Origin of the sequence: Verrucosispora sp. ts21 (genome assembly GCF_002879555.1) — a bacterium.
Lineage (GTDB): Bacteria > Actinomycetota > Actinomycetes > Mycobacteriales > Micromonosporaceae > Micromonospora > Micromonospora gifhornensis.
In genome coordinates this window covers 104,963-121,265 of record NZ_PNOZ01000012.1, presented here as the reverse complement: position 1 = coordinate 121,265, position 16,303 = coordinate 104,963, and the positions used below count along the sequence as shown (strand labels likewise).

Here is a 16,303-nt window from a genome sequence, read left to right as displayed (position 1 = left end):
TGACCAGGTGACACAGTCCCACCGATGACGTAGGACCGGGCGGGCTCGGCAACAGGCCGAGCCCGCCCTCGGTCAGTCGGCGGTCAGTCGCCGCAGCAGCGCGGGCAGATCCGCCACCGAGTCCACCTCGTGGTCGGCGTCGCCGGTGAGCCCCTCGGCGCGCTGGTCGGCGTACTTGCCGGTGCGCACCTGCACGGTCGGAAGTCCGGCGGCCCGGCCACCGGCAACGTCCGTGGTGGCGTCGTCGCCGACCACCAGGCACTCGGCGGTCTCGACGCCCAGCGAGGTGGCGGCCAGCCGGAAGAAGTCCGGCGCCGGCTTGCCGAGCACCCAGGCGGTGACCCCGGCGGCGTACTCGATCGCCGCGACCACCGCGCCGGTGTCGATGTGGTCGCCGTCGGCGCGCTTGAAGTACCGGCCGCGCTGCAACGCCACCAGTTCCGCGCCGGCGCGGACCGCCCGGAACGCCTCGTCCAACGCCGGGTAGTCGAGCGTCTCTCGGCAGTCGCCGACCAGCACATGGGTGTACGGGCCCACGGCCGCCACCGTCGGCATCAGCGCGGTCAGCTCCTCGGAGAGCAGCGCGTACGTGCGGGCCTGCGCTGCGGTGAGCAGCCGCTCGGCGGCCACCACAGGTCGAGCAGGACCGCCCGGATCGCCGTCATCAGCGTGCCGCCTGGACGTCGTCGAGGGCGCGCCGCAGGTTTGCGCCGAAGATGTCGGCCTGCTCAGTGCGGGAGAGTTGCGCCAGGCCGACCGGCTCCAGGGTCTGGCTGAACGAGACGTGGTCCAGGCTGGGCGGGAAGTCCGAGCCCCAGTAGAGCCGTCGGCTGCCGAAGTGCTCCAGCAGCAGGTCGACGAAGGGCCGGGCGGCGGCGTGCGGCCAGGCGTGCGTGGGCTCGCTGACCGCGTAGAGGCCGGACACCTTCACCCCGACCTGCGGCAGCCGGGCCAGGTCGAGCAGCGGCGCCAGCGTCTCGGCCGCCTGCTGCGGGGACGGGGGAGTGGGGTGGCTGCCGGGCAGTCCGAGGTGGCTGAACAGCACCGGGCAGGCGTCCAACCCGGCCAGGGCGGTGCCGAGCCGGGCGGTGGCGGCCGGGGTGGCGTTGAGGCTGAGCAGCGCCCGGGCGGCGGTGAGCTGCGGGGCCGCCGTGGTCAGCCAGGCGGCGAAACGGTCGGCCTGCGCGGTGTCGGCGAGGTAGGCGGAGACGCCCACGAATCCGGCTGCCCACAAGCGGGCCAGTTGGCCGTCTGCCGGCCCATCTGGTGGGACGTAGGCGACCGGGGCGATCCAGGGATGGCTGCCGACGAGCGAGGCCAGGTAGTCGTTGTTGCCGGCGAAGTGTGCCTCGCCCTCGTAGCCCACCACCAGCGCCCGATCGATGCCGTGCACGCGGCGGATGTCCTGATATGCGGCCAGCTCCTCGGCGCCGGCGGGGGAGCGTCCGTAGCGGCCCGGGTAGCCGTTGGCGAACAGGTGCAGGTGGGCGTCAGCGAGGTCCATGGTCACGGACGATAACCCAAATCTGGCCTGGTTATTGACGTGGCCGCCCCCCGGCTTTAGGTTCTTGTCTCAATTAGGTCCGGATTGCAGGCCGCGAGCGAGGAGTGGGCTGGGTGGAGCTGGTACACGACGGGGTCGATGAGCTGGTACGGCTGCGGCGTCAGCTTCATCGCCACCCGGAGCTGCGGTTTGCCGAGCATCAGACGGCCGAGACGCTGGCCGGGAAGCTCCAGCCGTTCGGTCGGGTGCACACCGGCATCGCCGGCACCGGCCTGCTCCTGGAGCTCGAAGGTGCGCTTCCGGGGCCGACGGTCCTCCTTCGGGCCGATATGGATGCCTATCCGGTCCAGGACGCCAAGACCGAGCCGTACGCCTCCACCAACCCCGGGGTCTGCCACGCCTGCGGACACGACGTGCACATGACCGTCGCCTACGGGGTGGCCGCCCGGCTCGCCGCCGCGCCACCGGCTCGGGGCTCGGTCGCCGTACTGTTCCAACCGGCCGAGGAGATCCCCTTCGGCGAGGCCTCCGGTGCCGCCGCCGCGCTTCTGCACGAGGCCCTGAGCGGTCGCCGCTTCGACGCCGTACTCGGCCTGCACTGCTGGCCGGATCTGCGGGTCGGCACGCTGGGCGTGGACCGCCACACGGCGATGGCGGCCAAGGACGCCTTCCGCATCGAGGTGCTCGGCCGGGCCGCGCACGCCGCCACCCCGGCGCTGGGCCGCGACGCCATCCTCGGCCTCAGCGGCATCGTGAACATGCTGCACGCCGCGGTCGCCCGGTCCCGCAACGCCGACGAACTGGTGGCCTTCAACATCGGCACCATCTCCGGCGGCGCCAGCCAGAGCCAGGTCGCCGCGTACGCCGAGGCCACCGGCACCCTGCGGACCCTCGACGAGGGCACCCGCGAACGGCTCAAGGTGGTCATCGAGCGGGTCGCCCGCCAGCAGGCCGCCGCGCTCGACCTCGGCATCCGCTTCACCTGGGCCAACGAGATGCCCCCGGTACGCAACGCGGCCGAACTCGTCGCGCTGGCCCACGCCGAACTGCCCGGCCTGGTGGAGGTGGTCGACCTCGCGGTGCCGCCGCTGACCACCGACGACTTCGCGCTGCTCGGCGCGCTCGGCCCCAGCCTGTACGTCAAGCTCGGCGTCACCGGCGAGCGGGGCGGCGCGTCCCTGCACTCCGGTTCCTTCGACGTCGACGAGCGGTGCCTCGAATACGGCGTGAACGCCCTGGAGCGGCTCACCCGGGCCGTCCTGGACGGTCGACTCGTCGCCCCGGCCACCGCGTCCGTGCCGACCCCGGCCGCCGCCGCGGACGACACCGACAGCGACACCGACAGCGCGGCGGTGGCGGCATGAGCCAGCGGGTCGAGGTCGCCGTGATCGGCGCGGGGGCCTTCGGGCTGCGGCACGTCGCCGCGTACCGGTCCCTCGGGGTGCCGGTGACCGCGCTTGTCGACCCGGACCCGGGCGTACGGCAGCAGGTCGCCGCCGAGCACGACGTGGCCCGTACCTTCGGCACGGTCGAGGAACTGCTCGCCGCCGGGACGCCGCAGGCGGCCTCGGTCTGCGTGCCCGGCCCCGCGCACCGCGACGTCGCGGTCACGCTGCTCGCCGCCGGCGTGCCGGTCCTGGTGGAGAAGCCCCTCGCGGCGACGGTCGCCGACGCCGAGGCCATCGTCGCCGCGGCCCGCACCCACGGGGTGCTCTGCCAGCCGGGACACATCCTGCGGCACAGCGCACCGCACCGGGCGCTCTACGACGCGGTCCGCGCCGGCCGACTCGGTCAGGTGCTGGCCATCTCGTCGCGCCGGGACCGGCCGCGCACCCTCAGCCGGCTCTTCCCCGACGAACACCCCGCCCTACTCACCGCCGTGCACGACATCGACCTGGCCATCTGGTACGCCCAGTCGCCGGTGGTCGAGGTCCGCGCGGCGGCCCGGACCCGACCCGGATCGGCGACGCCGGTCCTGGTGTGGGCGGAGCTTCGGCACGCCAACGACGTCGTGTCGTCGATCCGCAACAGCTACCTCCTGCCTGAACACACGCCCAACCACACCTCGGACCTGGTCGAGGTGTACGGCACCGACGGGGTCGCACACGTCGACCTCGGCCACCCCACGCTGCTCGTCCAGGGCGAGCAGACCGAGGCGCCGGACTGGCTGCTGTCGCCGGTCGACGGCGGCGGTGCACTCGCCGCCGAACTGCGCCACTTCGTCGGTCAGGTGACCGGCGTCGAGTCGGTGGCGGTCGTCCCGCTCGCCGACGGATTGCACGTGGTGCAGGTCGCCACGGCCATGGCCGACAGTGCCGCCGCCGGTGGCGCGCCTCGTCGGATCTCCCCCGAACCCCTTTCCTGACAGGAGTTTGCGCCGATGTTTCGACGTAGATTGACAGGTGTCCTCGCCGCCGGTGTGGCCACCGCCGCGCTGCTCGCCGCCTGTGGCGGTGGCGGTGACGACGCCGCCGACGGCCCGGTGACCCTCAAGGTGCTCACCTGGGAGCCGGGTGGCACCGAGTACTGGCAGCAGGTGAAGAGCACCTTCGAGGCCAGCCACCAGGACATCAAGCTGGACCTGCAGTCGGTCCCGTTCGACAAGTACCCCGAGGTGCAGGGGCCGTACATCACCTCGCAGTCCGGCCCGGACGTGATGGCCAACAACGCCGGCCTGGAGCTGTTCGACAGGCGAGGGGCGTACACACCGCTGGGCGACAAGGCGGCCGAGATCAACAAGGATCTGGTCACCTACAGCGGCGCCTGCGAGGAGTTCGACACCAGCAAGCCCTGCTACGGCGTGCCCTTCTCCTACCAGGGCAACGTCCTCTACTACAACAAGGACGTGCTGACCGCGGCCGGGCTCGACCCGGAGAACCCGCCGGCCACCTGGGACGAGTTCGGGGCGGCCTGCGACGCGGTCAAGAAGGCCGGCAAGACCTGCCTGGCCCTGGGCCTGTCCGGCACCTTCCCGGCGTACTGGGACTTCCCGGAGATCGCCCGCAACTACCTGACCGAGGACGACATCCGCGGCGTGCTCAACGGCACGCTGTCCTGGAAGGACCCGAAGCTGGTCCAGGTCCTGGAGAAGCTGGCCGAGATCACCACCAAGGGCTGGGCCAACAAGAACGCCCCGTCGATCACCATGCTGCCCGACGGCGCCGACATCTTCCAGCGCGGTGACGCCGCCTTCGCCGGCACCATCATCTCCGACGCGGTGAACTGGGAGGCGTTCGGCAAGGCCCTCGGCGACGACAAGCTCGGCGTCACCCGCTGGCCGGCCATCAACCCGTCCGCGCCGCTGGCCGGCAAGTTCTCCGGCATCGAGGGCGCCGTCTACGGCGTGACCAAGTGGAGCGAGAAGAAGGAAGCCGGCCTGAAGTTCATCACCTGGCTGGCCGGCAAGGAGAACGGCGAGCTCTGGGTGAAGTACGCCAAGGGCCAGCCGCTGAACAAGAACGTGGACCCGGCGCTGCTGCCGGAGTCGCCGGCCTTCAAGAAGATCCAGGAGCTGATCGCCGAGCCGACCCTGCACGCCGGTGTGATGCTGTCGGGCCCGGAGGCCGACGCGCTGGCCCGCGGCTGGCAGCAGGTCACCCTCGGCCAGCTCACCGTCGACAAGTGGGCCGACCAGATGCAGCAGGCGCTGGAGCGCAGCCCGACGAAGAAGCAGGGCAACTAGTCGCATCGGGTGGGGTGGCCCAGCGCCGCCCCACCCGCCAGCTTCCCGGGGGAGGACAACCCGATGAGCATCTCCACCGCGCCGGCCGCCGAGCCGGCCGCCGCGACGACGCCACCTGCGCCGGTACGCCGTACCCGGCGTTTCCGGCACGCCCGGGAGTGGTGGTTCGGCGCCCTGCTGGTCCTGCCGGCACTGGCCCTGGCGTTCACCTTCAAGCTGGTGCCGCTGGTGCGGGGCGTCACCACCAGCTTCGAATCCTCCAGCGGGTTCGGTGACAGTTCCTTCGCCGGGTTCGACAACTACACCCGCATGTTCGACGACCCGATGGTGCTGGCCAGCTTCCGCAACGCGTTGCTGGTGGTGGCCACCCTCCCGGTCTGGATCGTGGTACCGCTGGTGCTGGCGGTGCTGATCCACCAGCGGGCACCGGGCTGGAAGTTCTTCCGGGCCGTCTACTTCATCCCGTACACCATCGCGCCGATCGTCGTCGGCATCATGTTCCGGCAGATCCTCGCGCCGGACGGACCGATAAACGCCCTGCTGCGTACGGTCGGGTTGGAACCGCTGGCCCTCGAATGGCTCAACGGCCGCAACAGCGCGCTGTTCTCACTTGTCGCGGTGGCGCTGTGGAGCTTCTTCGGCCTGGGTGTGATGACCTACCTGGCCGGGCTGGCCACCATTCCCGACGAGGTGCTGGAGGCCGCGTACCTCGACGGCGCCGGCTTCTGGCGGCGGCTGTTCTCCGTGGTCGTGCCGATGCTGCGCCCGACCGTGGCGTACTGGAGCGTGCTCTGCGCCTCCGGCGTGCTGATCTGGCTCTTCCCGCTGATCTACGCGCTGACCCAGGGCGGCCCCGGTGACGCCACCATGCTTCCCGAGTACCTGGTCTTCCTCACCACCTTCCAGTTCCTCGACCGGGGTTACGGCTCGGCCATCGGCATCGCCCTGTTCGTCTTCGTCGCCCTGATCTCGGTCTTCAGCGTGCGGCACATGTTCAAAGAGGGGACCCGGAAGCCGCGATGAACCGGCGATACTCCGCCCAGATCGGGCGCTACCTGTTGGTCTTCGCGTTGGTGGTGGTCGCGGTGGCGGCTCTCTACCCGCTGCTGTTCACCGTGGTCAGCTCGCTCAAGACGCAGACCGGGTTCGCCCGCGATCCGCTCGGACTGCCGTCCGGGATCACCTTCGACAACTACGTCGAGGCGTTCAAGCGGATGAACATGCCCCGACTGCTGCTCAACTCGATCATCACCACGGTCGGTGGGCTGGTGCTGTCGGTGCTGGCCGCGATGCTCGTCGCGTACACCGTGACCAAGCTGCGTTTCCGTGGCGGCAAGCTGGTCTTCCTGTTCATCATCGTCACTCTGACCATCCCCAGCCAGGCGATCATCTACCCGCTCTACCAGACGGTGCTGGACCTGGGCATGTCCGGGGAGTACCAGGGCCTGATCCTGGCGTACGCGGCCTTCGGTCTGCCGTTGGGCACCTACCAGCTCGCCGGCTACTTCCAGCAGGTGCCCGACGAGTTGATCGAGGCGGCCCGGGTCGACGGCGCCGGACACTTCACCATCCTGTTCCGGTTGCTCGCCCCGATCGCCACCCCGGCGCTGGCCGCCCTGGCCATCTTCAACTTCGTCTGGATGTGGAACGACCTGCTGCTGCCGCTGGTCATCATGGGCGGCTCGGACTCCAAGACCCTGATGGTCGGCGTCTCCCTGCTCAGCGGCCAGTACGACGTGTCGGTGCCGCTGGTCAGCGCCGGCCTGATCGTGGCCCTGCTGCCGGTGCTGATCATCTACCTGGTGTTCCAGCGGCAACTCATCTCCGGCGCGCTCGCCGGCTCCGGCAAGTGAGCGACCCGGTGCACCGCCCCGACCCGGATACTCCTCATCGTTCGGACACGGGTCACGCCGGTCCCGTCCCCGATCCCGGCACCGGATCGGGAACGGGACCGGCCTGCGGGCCAGGCACGCAGGTGTGTCACCTGTACCGCCTGCGCCCGGGGGCGGAGGCCGAGTACGAGCGCCGGCACGCCGAGTTGTGGCCGGAGATGGCCGCCCTGCTCGACGAGGCGGGGATGTACGACTACCACATCTACCGGCACGGTCTGCTGCTGATCTGCGTGCTGCGTACCCGGTGGGGCTTCGACCACGCCCGTCGGGTCACCGGCGCGTCGTCGGTGCAGGCGCGCTGGAGCGCCTCGCTGGCGCACCTGTTCGCCGAGATCGCCGACGCCGACGGTGAGCCACTGTGGGCGTACCCGGTGTTCCACCATCCCGGCCGTCCGCTGGCCGGCTGAGCCCTCAAACGCCGGTGCGCCGGATCGCCCGTCCTCGGGCGATCCGGCGCACGGTGTTAACAAGGGGCCCGTGCTCTACCGCAGGCGTTAATAAGGTGCCCTTCCTTACACCGCGTACGCGACGGAGCCGTCGGCGCGGTAGGGGATGCGGGTCAGCGGGCGGCCGGTGAGGTCCAGCGGGGTCTCGTCGGCGAGGTCCAGGGTGACGCCCAGGCCGGGCGCCTCGGGCACCGGCAGGAAACCGCCCTGGCGGCGTACGCAGGCGCGGGCCGGGCCGTCGGCGAGGGTGTCGTCGAGAGGGGAGTACTCCTGGGTCACGAAGTTGGGGATCGCGGTGTCCAGCTGCACCGAGGCCATGGTGAGCAGCGGCCCGAGGCAGTTGTGGCTGACCACGGCCGCGTGGTACGACTCGGCCAGTGCGGCGATCTTGCGGGCGTGGCTGATTCCGCCGGCCAGACCGAGGTCGGGACGGACGTACTGGGCGCCGCCCTGGGCCAGCAGTTCCTTGAACTCCCAGATGGTGTGCAGCCGTTCCCCGTTGGCCATCGGCACCCCGAGCGCCCGGCGGGTCACCTCGGCCTGGCTGCTCACGCTGTCGATCTGGATCGGGTCCTCGACCAGCAGCGGATGCAACCGGCCGACCGCCGGCACCACGGCCTCGGCCTGCAACGGGGTGAGCTTGCGGTGCAGTTCGATGAGCAGGTCGACGTCGGGGCCGACGGTGTCCCGGACGGCGGCGGTGGTCGCCTCGGTCTCGGCGACCAGCCGGGCCAGCGACAGGTCACCGTAGTTGGCCGGCAGCGGGTCGAACTTCACCGCGGTGAACCCGTCGGCGGCCGCCGCGGCAGCCTGCTCGGCGAGGGCCTGTGCGCCGGTGCCGGGCAGCAGCAGGTGCAGCCGGATTCGGTCGCGCACCCGGCCGCCGAGCAACTGCCAGACCGGCACCTCCAGGCGCTTGCCGAGCAGGTCCCACAGGGCCAGGTCGATCGCGGAGACGGCGGCGGTGAGCACCGATCCCCGGAACGGACCCATCCGGTAGAGGTGGTGCCAGTGGTGCTCGATCCGGTTCGGGTCGGCGCCGAGCAGGTACGGGCGGAACGTCTCCACGACCGCGTGCACGGCACCCGGATAGCCCCAGCAGGCGGACTGTCCGACGCCGACCAGCCCGGTCGACGTGTGTATCGCGACAAAGTGCGCGTCGCCCCGCACCACCGACTCGACGGCAGTGATCTCCATGCTGCCCCCAAATTAGAGACCTATAACGGCCACAAACTTGCTCCTGCACTCTTCCATAGCATGACGCCCCTGGTCTAGGCTCCAATCCGAACGAGCCGGAATAGGGCTCTAAATCTTCAGGGGGTGTGATGGGTCTGCCGGACGACTACCGGGCGATGGCCCGGATCCGCCGGTTCGAGGAGCGGCTTACCGCCCTCAAGGACGCCGGCGAGATCCCGGGCTCGATCCACCTGTGCAACGGGCAGGAAGCCATCCCGGTCGGTGCCGCGCGCACACTGCGCGACGGTGACTACGTGACGGCGACCTACCGGGGGCACGGCTGGGCGCTGGCCCGCGGCGTGGACATGGCCGGACTGTTCGCCGAGATGATGGGCCGCGACTCGGCCGTCAACGGCGGCCGGGCCGCCTCGCCGTACCTGTCCGACCCGGGCCGCTGGTTCGTGGGGGAGAACTCGATCGTCGGCGCCGGGGTGCCGATCGCCACCGGCGCCGCGCTCACCGCGCAGCGCACCGGCAGCGGTGCGGTCTCGGTGGTCAGCATCGGTGACGGCGCGATGAACCAGGGCAACGTGCACGAGGCGCTCAACATGGCCGCCGTGCTCGATCTGCCGCTGGTCCTGGTGGTGGAGAACAACGTCTACTCGGAGATGTCCCGCATCGAGGACATGGTCCGCGTCCGTCAACTCGCCGAGCGGGCCGCCGGGTACGGGATCCCCGGCCGGGTCGTCGACGGCAACGACCCCGACGCGGTCGCCGAGGCGGTCGGCGAGGCGGTCACCCGCGCCCGGGAGGGCTCCGGTCCGTCCATCGTGGAGGCGATGACCGAACGCCTCGTCGGTCACTACAGCGGCGACGCGCAGCACTACCGGCCGGCCGGTGAGGTGGCAGCCGCCCGGGAACGCGAGCCGCTGGCCCGCATCCGTGCCGCCGCCGACGCCGACCTGGCCGCCCGCCTCGACGTCATCGACGCCGAGGTGGCCGCCGAGGTCGAGGCCGCCATCGCCGCCGCCCGCGCCGTGCCGTACCCGGACCCGGCGACCGTCAAGGAGTACGTCTATGTCTGAGTCGTTGCGGTACATCCAGGCCGTCAACGCCGCGCTCACCTGGGCACTGGACAGCCGGTCCGACACCGTCTACTTCGGTGAGGACGTCGCCCTGCCCGGTGGCCCGTTCGGCGCCACCAAGGGCCTGCACAAGCGGTTCGGCTCCGAGCGGATCTTCGACACCCCGATCTCGGAGACCGGATTCCTCGGCATGGCGCTCGGCGCGGCCATGACCGGCCTGCGGCCGATCGCCGAGATCATGTACGCCGACTTCACCTTCGTGGCGATGGACCAGATCGTCAACCAGATCGCCAACATCCGCTACTCCAGCGCCGGCCGGTGGAAGGCGCCGCTGGTGATCCGGATGCAGCAGGGGTACTCGCCGGGCGCGTGCGCCCAGCACTCCCAGTCGATCGAGGCGTACCTCGCGCACACCCCGGGTCTGCGGGTGGCGCTGCCGTCCACCCCGGACGACGCGTACCAGATGTTGCGGACCGCCGTGGTCAGCGACGACCCGGTGGTGGTCGCGGAGGCCCGGATGCTCTACCCGACCCGCGGTCCGGTCCGCACCGACGCGCCGGTCGAGCCCGTCGGCGGGGCCCGGGTGGTCCGCGACGGCCGGGACGCCACAGTGGTGGCCTGGTCCCGGATGGTCCCGGCAGCACTGGCTGCCGCAGACGAACTCGCCGCCGAGGGCATCGAGGCCGAGGTGATCGATCTGCGCTGGCTCAACCCGCTGGACTTCGAGACCGTCGGCGCCTCGATCTCCCGCACCGGCCGGCTTGTCGTCGCCCACGAGGCGAACCTGACCGGTGGGTTCGGTGCGGAGATCGCCGCACGGGCCGCGTCGGAGTGCTTCACCGACCTGCGTGCCCCGGTCGCCCGGGTGGCCGCGCCGGACGTGCCGATGCCCGCCGCACCGGCGCTGCAGAAGGCCGTCGTACCCGAGGCGGCGCACGTGGTCGAGGCGGTCCGGCGGACGGTCAACCGGTGACCGGCGTCGCCCCGGCGGCCGGCCTGCTCACCGGCCGTCGGGTGGTCGTCGTCGGCGGTGCCTCCGGCATCGGGCTGGCCACCGTGCGGGCCGCTGCCGCGGCCGGCGCGGCCGTCGCCGTGCTCGACGCCGACGCCGCCGGTGCGGCCGACGCCGCCGAGCAGGCCCGAGCCGCCGGGGCGACCGCCTGCGCCCATCCGGTCGACGTGACCGCCGAGGCGCAGGTGTCCGCGGCACTCGACGCGGTCGCCGCCGAGCTGGGCGGAATCGACGCGGTGCTGCACGTCGCGGGCGTCATGCGAGGTCAGGGCACCGAGCTTGCCGACCTGCCACTGGAGCTGTGGCAGCAGGTCATCGCGGTCAACCTCACCGGGCCGTTCCTCGTCGCCAAGCACGCCGTACGGCACCTCGGCGGCGGTGACGGGGTGCTGGTGCTGGTCGGCTCCAAGGCCGGCGTGCTGACCGGATCCGGATCGGTACCCTACGGCGCGAGTAAGGGAGGACTGCACGGCCTGGCCCTGACGCTGGCCCGGCACCTCGGTCCACAGGGGATTCGGGTGCACACCCTGTGCCCCGGCGACATCGACACCCCGCTGATGCGGCGGTCGCTGGACGAGGCGCGGGCCAACGGCGTCAACGGTGCCCAGGTCGCCCGGATCGAGGCGGCCCTGGGCCGCCCCGAGGACGTGGCGTCGGTGCTGGTGCTGCTGGCCTCGCCGGCCAGCGCCGGCATCGCCGGCACCGTCTACACCGGCTGAGCAGCCCGACCGGCAGACAGGGCGACGACGTGGAGGCGGCAGCGTGATCGGGATCATCGGCCCGGAGGACTCGATCCGGCTCGTGCAGGAGGTGGCAGCCGGGGAAGGCCGCGCGGAGGAGGTGAGCGTCCGCACGTACACCGACCCGGAGCAGGCCCCCGAGCTGGCTCGCGAGCTGGACGACGTGTGCCAGGTGCTGCTGTTCACCGGGCGCATCCCGTACAGCTTCGCCGCCGCGGCCGGTGGGCTGCGCGCCGAGATCGACTACATCCGGCACGCCGGGATCGACCTGTACCGCACCCTGTCCCGGATGCTGCTCGCCGGTGCCGGCCAGCTGCCCCGGGTCAGTGTGGACACCATCGAGGCGGACACCGTCCGGGAGACGTACCACGACATCGACCTGGTCCCGCCCACCGAGATCCTGCCCATCGCCGACTCGTCCGGCCTGTTGCTGTCGTCGTTGGCCGAGGTCACCGCCTACCACCGCGAGCGGTACGAGTCCGGAGCGGTCGAGGCGTGCCTGACCTGCCTCGGCGCGGTGCACCGGGAGCTGCGCGAACGCGGGGTGCCGGTGTGGCGCGTCGAGCACACCCGCGCCTCGGTCCGCGACGCGTTGCGCCGGGCCTGGCTCGCCGCCGAGGTACGCCAGTCCCGGGCCACCCAGATCGCGGTGATGATGATCGAGGTGGCCGAGTCGGCCAGCCGACCGCAGGACCCGTACCAGGCGGAACGACAGCGCCTGCGGCTGCGTGAGGCGTTGCTGGAGCACGCCGAGCGGATGCGCGGGCGACTCAACACCATCGACGACCGCACCCTGGTCATCACCACCACCCGGGGCACCGTGGAGAGCGCCATCGCCCGGCACCGGGCCGGACACGCCTCTCTGCTCACCCTGCGCGGGGTGGACGGGGAACACACCGTCGGCTTCGGCGCCGGCACCACCATCGCCGCCGCCGAGGCCAACGCCCGCCAGGCCCTCGCCCTGGGCCGGGGCGGCGGCGACACGCACGTGGTCTTCCCGGACGGCGAGATCTACTCCACCCGGGGCAGCGCGGTCAAGCAGCGGCTGCGCGAGACCGCCCCCGGCGTGCTGCGCGTCTCCGAGCAACTGCGTCTCGGGCCGCTGTCCACCCGGCGGCTGCTGGAGGCGCTGCACCAGATGGACCCGAACCAGGTGACCGCGCGAGGACTGGCCGACGCGTACGGGGTGGAGGCCCGATCGGCGCGCCGGCTGCTCAAGGCGCTGCGCGCCGCCGGGTTCGCCGAGGAGGTCGGGGTGCACGTCAGCACCGGCGCGGGCCGGCCGCAGACCGTCTACCGGGTGGCCCTGCAACGTCTCGTCGGCGCGATCGGGGCGGACGCGTGAGATTCGAACAGACCTGGCTGGTCACCGCCAGGTTCGCCGCCGACGCCGCCGTGCGCCGCGAGCCGCACCGGGCCGCCCACCTGGCGTACGTGCGGCACCTGCTGGCCGACGGCACCGCCCTGATCGCCGGAGCCCACGCCAACCTGCGCGCCTCCGTGCTCGTGCTGCGGGCGGCCGACGCGGCGGCGGCCCGCGCCCTCGTCGAACACGATCCCTACTGGCGCAACGGGGTGTGGACGGCCATCGACGTCGTCGACTACCTCGCCGCCACCCCTTGAGTCCCTCGGGAGGTCATGATGTCGTACCGTCCGTTCTCCGGCGTCCGGGTGCTCGGCGCCGAACACGCGCCGTTCGCGGCCACGCTGCTGGCCGAGGCGCTGGGGCAGGGCACGGAGCCGGTACGGCTCACGCCCGACCCGGCCCTGCCGGAGGGCGGCTTCCGGGTCGAGGTGCCGGCCACCGGGGAGATCCGGATCGTCGGTGACCCGTTCGCCGGGCTGATCTACGGCGTGCGGGACCTGCTGGGCCGGGCCACCCCGGACGGGCTGCCCGTCGGGACCTACGACAGCGCCCCCGGGCTGCCGCTGCGCACCCTCTGGACCTGGGACCACTCCACCAACTGGGACCTGCGTCAACTGGGCCTGCAGGAGATCGGCGCGCTGAACCCGTACGCCAAGGGCGCCGACGCCTTCGGTGCCGACTACCGGCGGCTGGTGGACTTCTGCAGCGCCGAACGCATCGGCGGGATCGTGGTGTACGGGCTGCTGCGCGACGCCCACGGCGGCGTCGACGCGGCCCGCGACCTGTGCGAGTACGCCAACGCCCGGGGTGTGCGGATCATCGCCGGGGTGGGCATCAACGCCTACGGCGGCGTCTACTTCGACGGCCGGCACCGGTACAACCTCGCCACCTGGCTGCGCCAGCGCCCAGACCTGGCGGCGGAGCTGCCGAAGAAGGTCGGCTTCGACATCGACGAGTTCGGCGACCTGCACTTCCCGGCCAGCGAGTACATGATGGCCGCCTGCCCGTCGCAGCCGGAGAACCTGGCCTGGAACCGCGACGCCATCGACTGGCTGCTGGACACCCTGCCGGTCGGCGGGATCAACTTCGAGACCGGCGACTACGGCAGCTGCGCCTGCGCGCGCTGCACCGCGCACACCGGTGGCGAGCGCACCTCCTGGTCGTACGAGGCGATGCGGTCGGTGTATCCGACGCTGCTGGACACCGCCCGGCGTACCGGCCCGGCCGGGGTGCCGCTGCGGCACCTGGTCGAGGTGTACTGGGACAACATCTTCGACCTGGACGCGCAGCGTCCGCTGGCCGACCTGCCCGACGACGTGGCCTACCAGTACTGCATCAACCGGGGCTTCTGGTACGACAACCGGGAGCGGCTGACCGCCGAGCACGTGGCGGCGCTGCCGCACACCACCAACGTGCTGCGCACCCACGCCGGGTCGCAGTGGAACCGGCAGCGCCACTCCTGGGTGCCGGAGATGTACACCGACATGGCGACCCGGACCGCCGCCGCCGGCATGCGCGGGCTGACCATCTTCGCCGAGGCGTCCGCGTACCACCCGACCAACGAGGTCAGCTACCTGGCGTACGCCCGGTTCTCCTGGAACCCGGAGCTGGCCTGGGCCGACTTCTGGCGCGACGAGGTGGCCCCCCGGTTCGGCGGTTCGGCCGAGGCGGAGGCGTTCCGCGACGGCGCGGCCCTGCTCGACGACCCGGCGGCCGACGCCGACGCGCTGGGCAAGGTGCGCGGCGACGCCCTGGCGATGGTCGCCGCCACCAGCGGCGAGGTGCAGCGACGCTGGTTGTGGCTGGCCGAGCGGGCGGCCCGGCACGCGCACTCGGCCGGATAGACCTCTGTCGTTTGACGTATGACGTTTTCATAGTTAACTTTCGATGGCTGGGTTGCCCGGCCGGCGCCACCACCATGCCGGCGCGGCCGGGCCCGCTCGGGCGCACGCCCCGGGTGAGTCCCCGATCGAAGGAGTCGGCCATGAACGTCATCGGTGAGGCTCGTCCCGCCTCCCCACCACGCCGCAGATGGCGGTCGGGACTGGCGGCGGTCGCTGCCGCCGTCCTGACCGCCGGCACACTCGTCGCCGTGCAGGCCGCCCCGGCCGCCGCGGCGACGCCTGACACCAACGCCTGGTACGTCCTGGTGAACCGCAACAGCGGCAAGGCGCTGGATCTGTACGCCTCGGCGACCGGTGACGGCGCGCGGATCAGCCAGTGGACCCGCAACAACGGCGCGAACCAGCAGTGGCAGTTCGTTGACTCCGGCGGCGGCTACTACCGGATCAAGTCCCGGCATTCCGGCAAGGTCCTCGACGTCTACAACTTCTCGACCTCAGACGGCGCCGCGATCGTGCAGTGGTCGGACCACAACGGGACCAACCAGCAGTTCCGGTTGGCCGACTCCGACGGCGGTCACGTCCGGCTGATCAGCCGGCACAGCAACAAGGTCGTGGAGGTGCAGGGCGCGTCCACCGCCGACGGCGGCAACATCGTGCAGTACGCCGACTGGAACGGCGCCAACCAGCAGTGGCAACTCGTCCGCGTCGACGGCGGGGGCAGCACACCGCCACCACCGACGGGCGGTACGGGCTGCGGCAAGGCGCCCACCCTGAACAGCGGCACGCACACGATCTCCAGCGGCGGCAAGAGCCGGTCGTTCATCCTGCGGGTGCCCGCCAACTACAACCAGAACAACCCCTACCGGTTGATCTTCGGCTTCCACTGGCGTGGCGGCACCATGCAGGACGTCTCCTCGGGCGGGACCAGCGGCGCCGCCTGGTCCTACTACGGCCAGCAGGAACAGTCGAACAACTCGGCCATCCTGGTCGCCCCGCAGGGGCTCGGCAACGGCTGGGGCAACGCCGGCGGTGAGGACGTCGTCTTCGTCGACGACATGATCAGGCACATCGAGAGTGCCCTCTGCGTCAACCCGCGCCAGCGCTTCGCGCTCGGCTTCAGCTGGGGTGGCGGCATGAGCTACGCCCTCGCCTGTGCCCGGGCCGACGTGTTCCGGGCCGTTGCGGTGATCGCCGGTGCGCAGATCAGCGGCTGTTCCGGGGGTTCGCAGCCGATCGCGTACTTCGGTCTGCACGGCATCTCGGACAACGTGCTGAGCATCGGCCAGGGGCGGTCGCTGCGCGACACCTTCGTCCGCAACAACGGATGCACCGCGCAGAACCCGCCGGAGCCCGGGGCCGGCAGCCGGACCCACATCACCACCGCGTACTCCGGTTGCCGGGCGGGTTACCCGGTGCAGTGGGCCGCCTTCGACAACGGGCACATGCCCGGCCCGGTGGACGGCACCTACGCCGAGAGCGGCGTCACCACCTGGACCAAGGGTGAGATCTGGCGGTTCTTCGCCCAGTTCTCCTGACCTGCGCCGGCCGGCCGCCGC

16 protein-coding genes are annotated in these 16,303 nt (G+C 71.6%); 13 read left to right on the top strand and 3 right to left on the bottom strand.

Annotation, left to right across the window (positions count from 1 at the left end):
* Window positions 1–72: 72 nt before the first annotated feature.
* Both C1A38_RS07645 and C1A38_RS07640 read right to left on the bottom strand, forming a co-directional pair.
* Window positions 73–633, bottom strand: coding sequence for an HAD-IA family hydrolase (locus C1A38_RS07645; RefSeq protein WP_233196693.1), 561 nt, complete (start codon window positions 631–633; stop codon window positions 73–75).
* A gap of 31 nt (window positions 634–664) precedes the next feature.
* Window positions 665–1,504, bottom strand: a complete 840-nt coding sequence (locus C1A38_RS07640) for an amidohydrolase family protein (protein ID WP_146017480.1) — start codon at window positions 1,502–1,504, stop codon at window positions 665–667.
* Window positions 1,505–1,617: 113 nt separating this feature from the next.
* Here C1A38_RS07640 and C1A38_RS07635 point away from each other — a divergent pair, with 113 nt between their 5' ends.
* From C1A38_RS07635 to C1A38_RS07610, 6 genes are all read left to right on the top strand, one after another.
* The gene (locus C1A38_RS07635) at window positions 1,618–2,868 is read left to right on the top strand and encodes a M20 metallopeptidase family protein (protein ID WP_158244865.1); all 1,251 of its coding nucleotides are present in this window, start codon (window positions 1,618–1,620) and stop codon (window positions 2,866–2,868) included.
* Window positions 2,865–3,869, top strand: coding sequence for a Gfo/Idh/MocA family protein (locus C1A38_RS07630; protein ID WP_102657124.1), 1,005 nt, complete (start codon window positions 2,865–2,867; stop codon window positions 3,867–3,869). The genes C1A38_RS07635 and C1A38_RS07630 overlap by 4 nt, the downstream gene beginning before the upstream one ends.
* A 15-nt stretch (window positions 3,870–3,884) precedes the next feature.
* Complete coding sequence (locus C1A38_RS07625) at window positions 3,885–5,186, top strand: ABC transporter substrate-binding protein (protein ID WP_233196692.1); 1,302 nt, start codon at window positions 3,885–3,887, stop codon at window positions 5,184–5,186.
* Between the two features lie 63 nt (window positions 5,187–5,249).
* Window positions 5,250–6,209 carry a carbohydrate ABC transporter permease gene (locus C1A38_RS07620; protein ID WP_102657135.1) on the top strand — a complete coding sequence of 320 codons (960 nt, stop codon included), beginning with the start codon at window positions 5,250–5,252 and terminating at the stop codon, window positions 6,207–6,209.
* Window positions 6,206–7,039: a carbohydrate ABC transporter permease gene (locus tag C1A38_RS07615; RefSeq protein ID WP_013733402.1), complete on the top strand. Its 834-nt coding sequence runs from the start codon at window positions 6,206–6,208 to the stop codon at window positions 7,037–7,039. Before C1A38_RS07620 ends, C1A38_RS07615 begins: the two co-directional genes overlap by 4 nt.
* A gap of 122 nt (window positions 7,040–7,161) precedes the next feature.
* Window positions 7,162–7,485 (top strand): L-rhamnose mutarotase, encoded by a 324-nt coding sequence (locus C1A38_RS07610; RefSeq protein WP_102657122.1) that lies wholly within the window; start codon window positions 7,162–7,164, stop codon window positions 7,483–7,485.
* Between the two features lie 105 nt (window positions 7,486–7,590).
* Here the strand turns inward: C1A38_RS07610 and C1A38_RS07605 are convergent, their stop codons facing one another.
* On the bottom strand, window positions 7,591–8,721 hold the full coding sequence (locus tag C1A38_RS07605; protein ID WP_102657121.1) for a mandelate racemase/muconate lactonizing enzyme family protein: 1,131 nt from the start codon (window positions 8,719–8,721) through the stop codon (window positions 7,591–7,593).
* A 128-nt stretch (window positions 8,722–8,849) separates the two neighbouring features.
* Here C1A38_RS07605 and C1A38_RS07600 point away from each other — a divergent pair, with 128 nt between their 5' ends.
* The 7 genes from C1A38_RS07600 (at window position 8,850) to C1A38_RS07570 (ending at window position 16,282) form a co-directional block, all read left to right on the top strand.
* Window positions 8,850–9,785 carry a thiamine pyrophosphate-dependent dehydrogenase E1 component subunit alpha gene (locus tag C1A38_RS07600; protein ID WP_102657120.1) on the top strand — a complete coding sequence of 312 codons (936 nt, stop codon included), beginning with the start codon at window positions 8,850–8,852 and terminating at the stop codon, window positions 9,783–9,785.
* Window positions 9,778–10,758: an alpha-ketoacid dehydrogenase subunit beta gene (locus tag C1A38_RS07595; RefSeq protein ID WP_102657119.1), complete on the top strand. Its 981-nt coding sequence runs from the start codon at window positions 9,778–9,780 to the stop codon at window positions 10,756–10,758. The genes C1A38_RS07600 and C1A38_RS07595 overlap by 8 nt, the downstream gene beginning before the upstream one ends.
* Window positions 10,755–11,516 carry an SDR family NAD(P)-dependent oxidoreductase gene (locus C1A38_RS07590; protein WP_102657118.1) on the top strand — a complete coding sequence of 254 codons (762 nt, stop codon included), beginning with the start codon at window positions 10,755–10,757 and terminating at the stop codon, window positions 11,514–11,516. Before C1A38_RS07595 ends, C1A38_RS07590 begins: the two co-directional genes overlap by 4 nt.
* 43 nt (window positions 11,517–11,559) lie before the next feature.
* Window positions 11,560–12,882 (top strand): helix-turn-helix domain-containing protein, encoded by a 1,323-nt coding sequence (locus tag C1A38_RS31120; protein WP_102657117.1) that lies wholly within the window; start codon window positions 11,560–11,562, stop codon window positions 12,880–12,882.
* Complete coding sequence (locus C1A38_RS30725; protein WP_158244864.1) at window positions 12,879–13,160, top strand: YciI family protein; 282 nt, start codon at window positions 12,879–12,881, stop codon at window positions 13,158–13,160. Before C1A38_RS31120 ends, C1A38_RS30725 begins: the two co-directional genes overlap by 4 nt.
* A gap of 18 nt (window positions 13,161–13,178) precedes the next feature.
* Complete coding sequence (locus C1A38_RS07575; protein WP_146017477.1) at window positions 13,179–14,747, top strand: hypothetical protein; 1,569 nt, start codon at window positions 13,179–13,181, stop codon at window positions 14,745–14,747.
* A gap of 140 nt (window positions 14,748–14,887) precedes the next feature.
* The gene (locus tag C1A38_RS07570) at window positions 14,888–16,282 is read left to right on the top strand and encodes an RICIN domain-containing protein (protein WP_102657115.1); all 1,395 of its coding nucleotides are present in this window, start codon (window positions 14,888–14,890) and stop codon (window positions 16,280–16,282) included.
* Window positions 16,283–16,303: the final 21 nt, after the last annotated feature.

What these genes read in the sequence shown, in the direction of transcription:
- C1A38_RS07640 (WP_146017480.1), bottom strand. Translation starts at nt 1,504, where the DNA reads ATGGACCTCGCTGACGCCCACCTGCACCTGTTCGCCAACGGCTACCCG.
- C1A38_RS07630 (WP_102657124.1), top strand. Translation starts at nt 2,865, where the DNA reads ATGAGCCAGCGGGTCGAGGTCGCCGTGATCGGCGCGGGGGCCTTCGGG.
- C1A38_RS07625 (WP_233196692.1), top strand. Translation starts at nt 3,885, where the DNA reads ATGTTTCGACGTAGATTGACAGGTGTCCTCGCCGCCGGTGTGGCCACC.
- C1A38_RS07620 (WP_102657135.1), top strand. Translation starts at nt 5,250, where the DNA reads ATGAGCATCTCCACCGCGCCGGCCGCCGAGCCGGCCGCCGCGACGACG.
- C1A38_RS07615 (WP_013733402.1), top strand. Translation starts at nt 6,206, where the DNA reads ATGAACCGGCGATACTCCGCCCAGATCGGGCGCTACCTGTTGGTCTTC.
- C1A38_RS07605 (WP_102657121.1), bottom strand. Translation starts at nt 8,721, where the DNA reads ATGGAGATCACTGCCGTCGAGTCGGTGGTGCGGGGCGACGCGCACTTT.
- C1A38_RS07600 (WP_102657120.1), top strand. Translation starts at nt 8,850, where the DNA reads ATGGGTCTGCCGGACGACTACCGGGCGATGGCCCGGATCCGCCGGTTC.
- C1A38_RS07595 (WP_102657119.1), top strand. Translation starts at nt 9,778, where the DNA reads ATGTCTGAGTCGTTGCGGTACATCCAGGCCGTCAACGCCGCGCTCACC.
- C1A38_RS07575 (WP_146017477.1), top strand. Translation starts at nt 13,179, where the DNA reads ATGTCGTACCGTCCGTTCTCCGGCGTCCGGGTGCTCGGCGCCGAACAC.
- C1A38_RS07570 (WP_102657115.1), top strand. Translation starts at nt 14,888, where the DNA reads ATGAACGTCATCGGTGAGGCTCGTCCCGCCTCCCCACCACGCCGCAGA.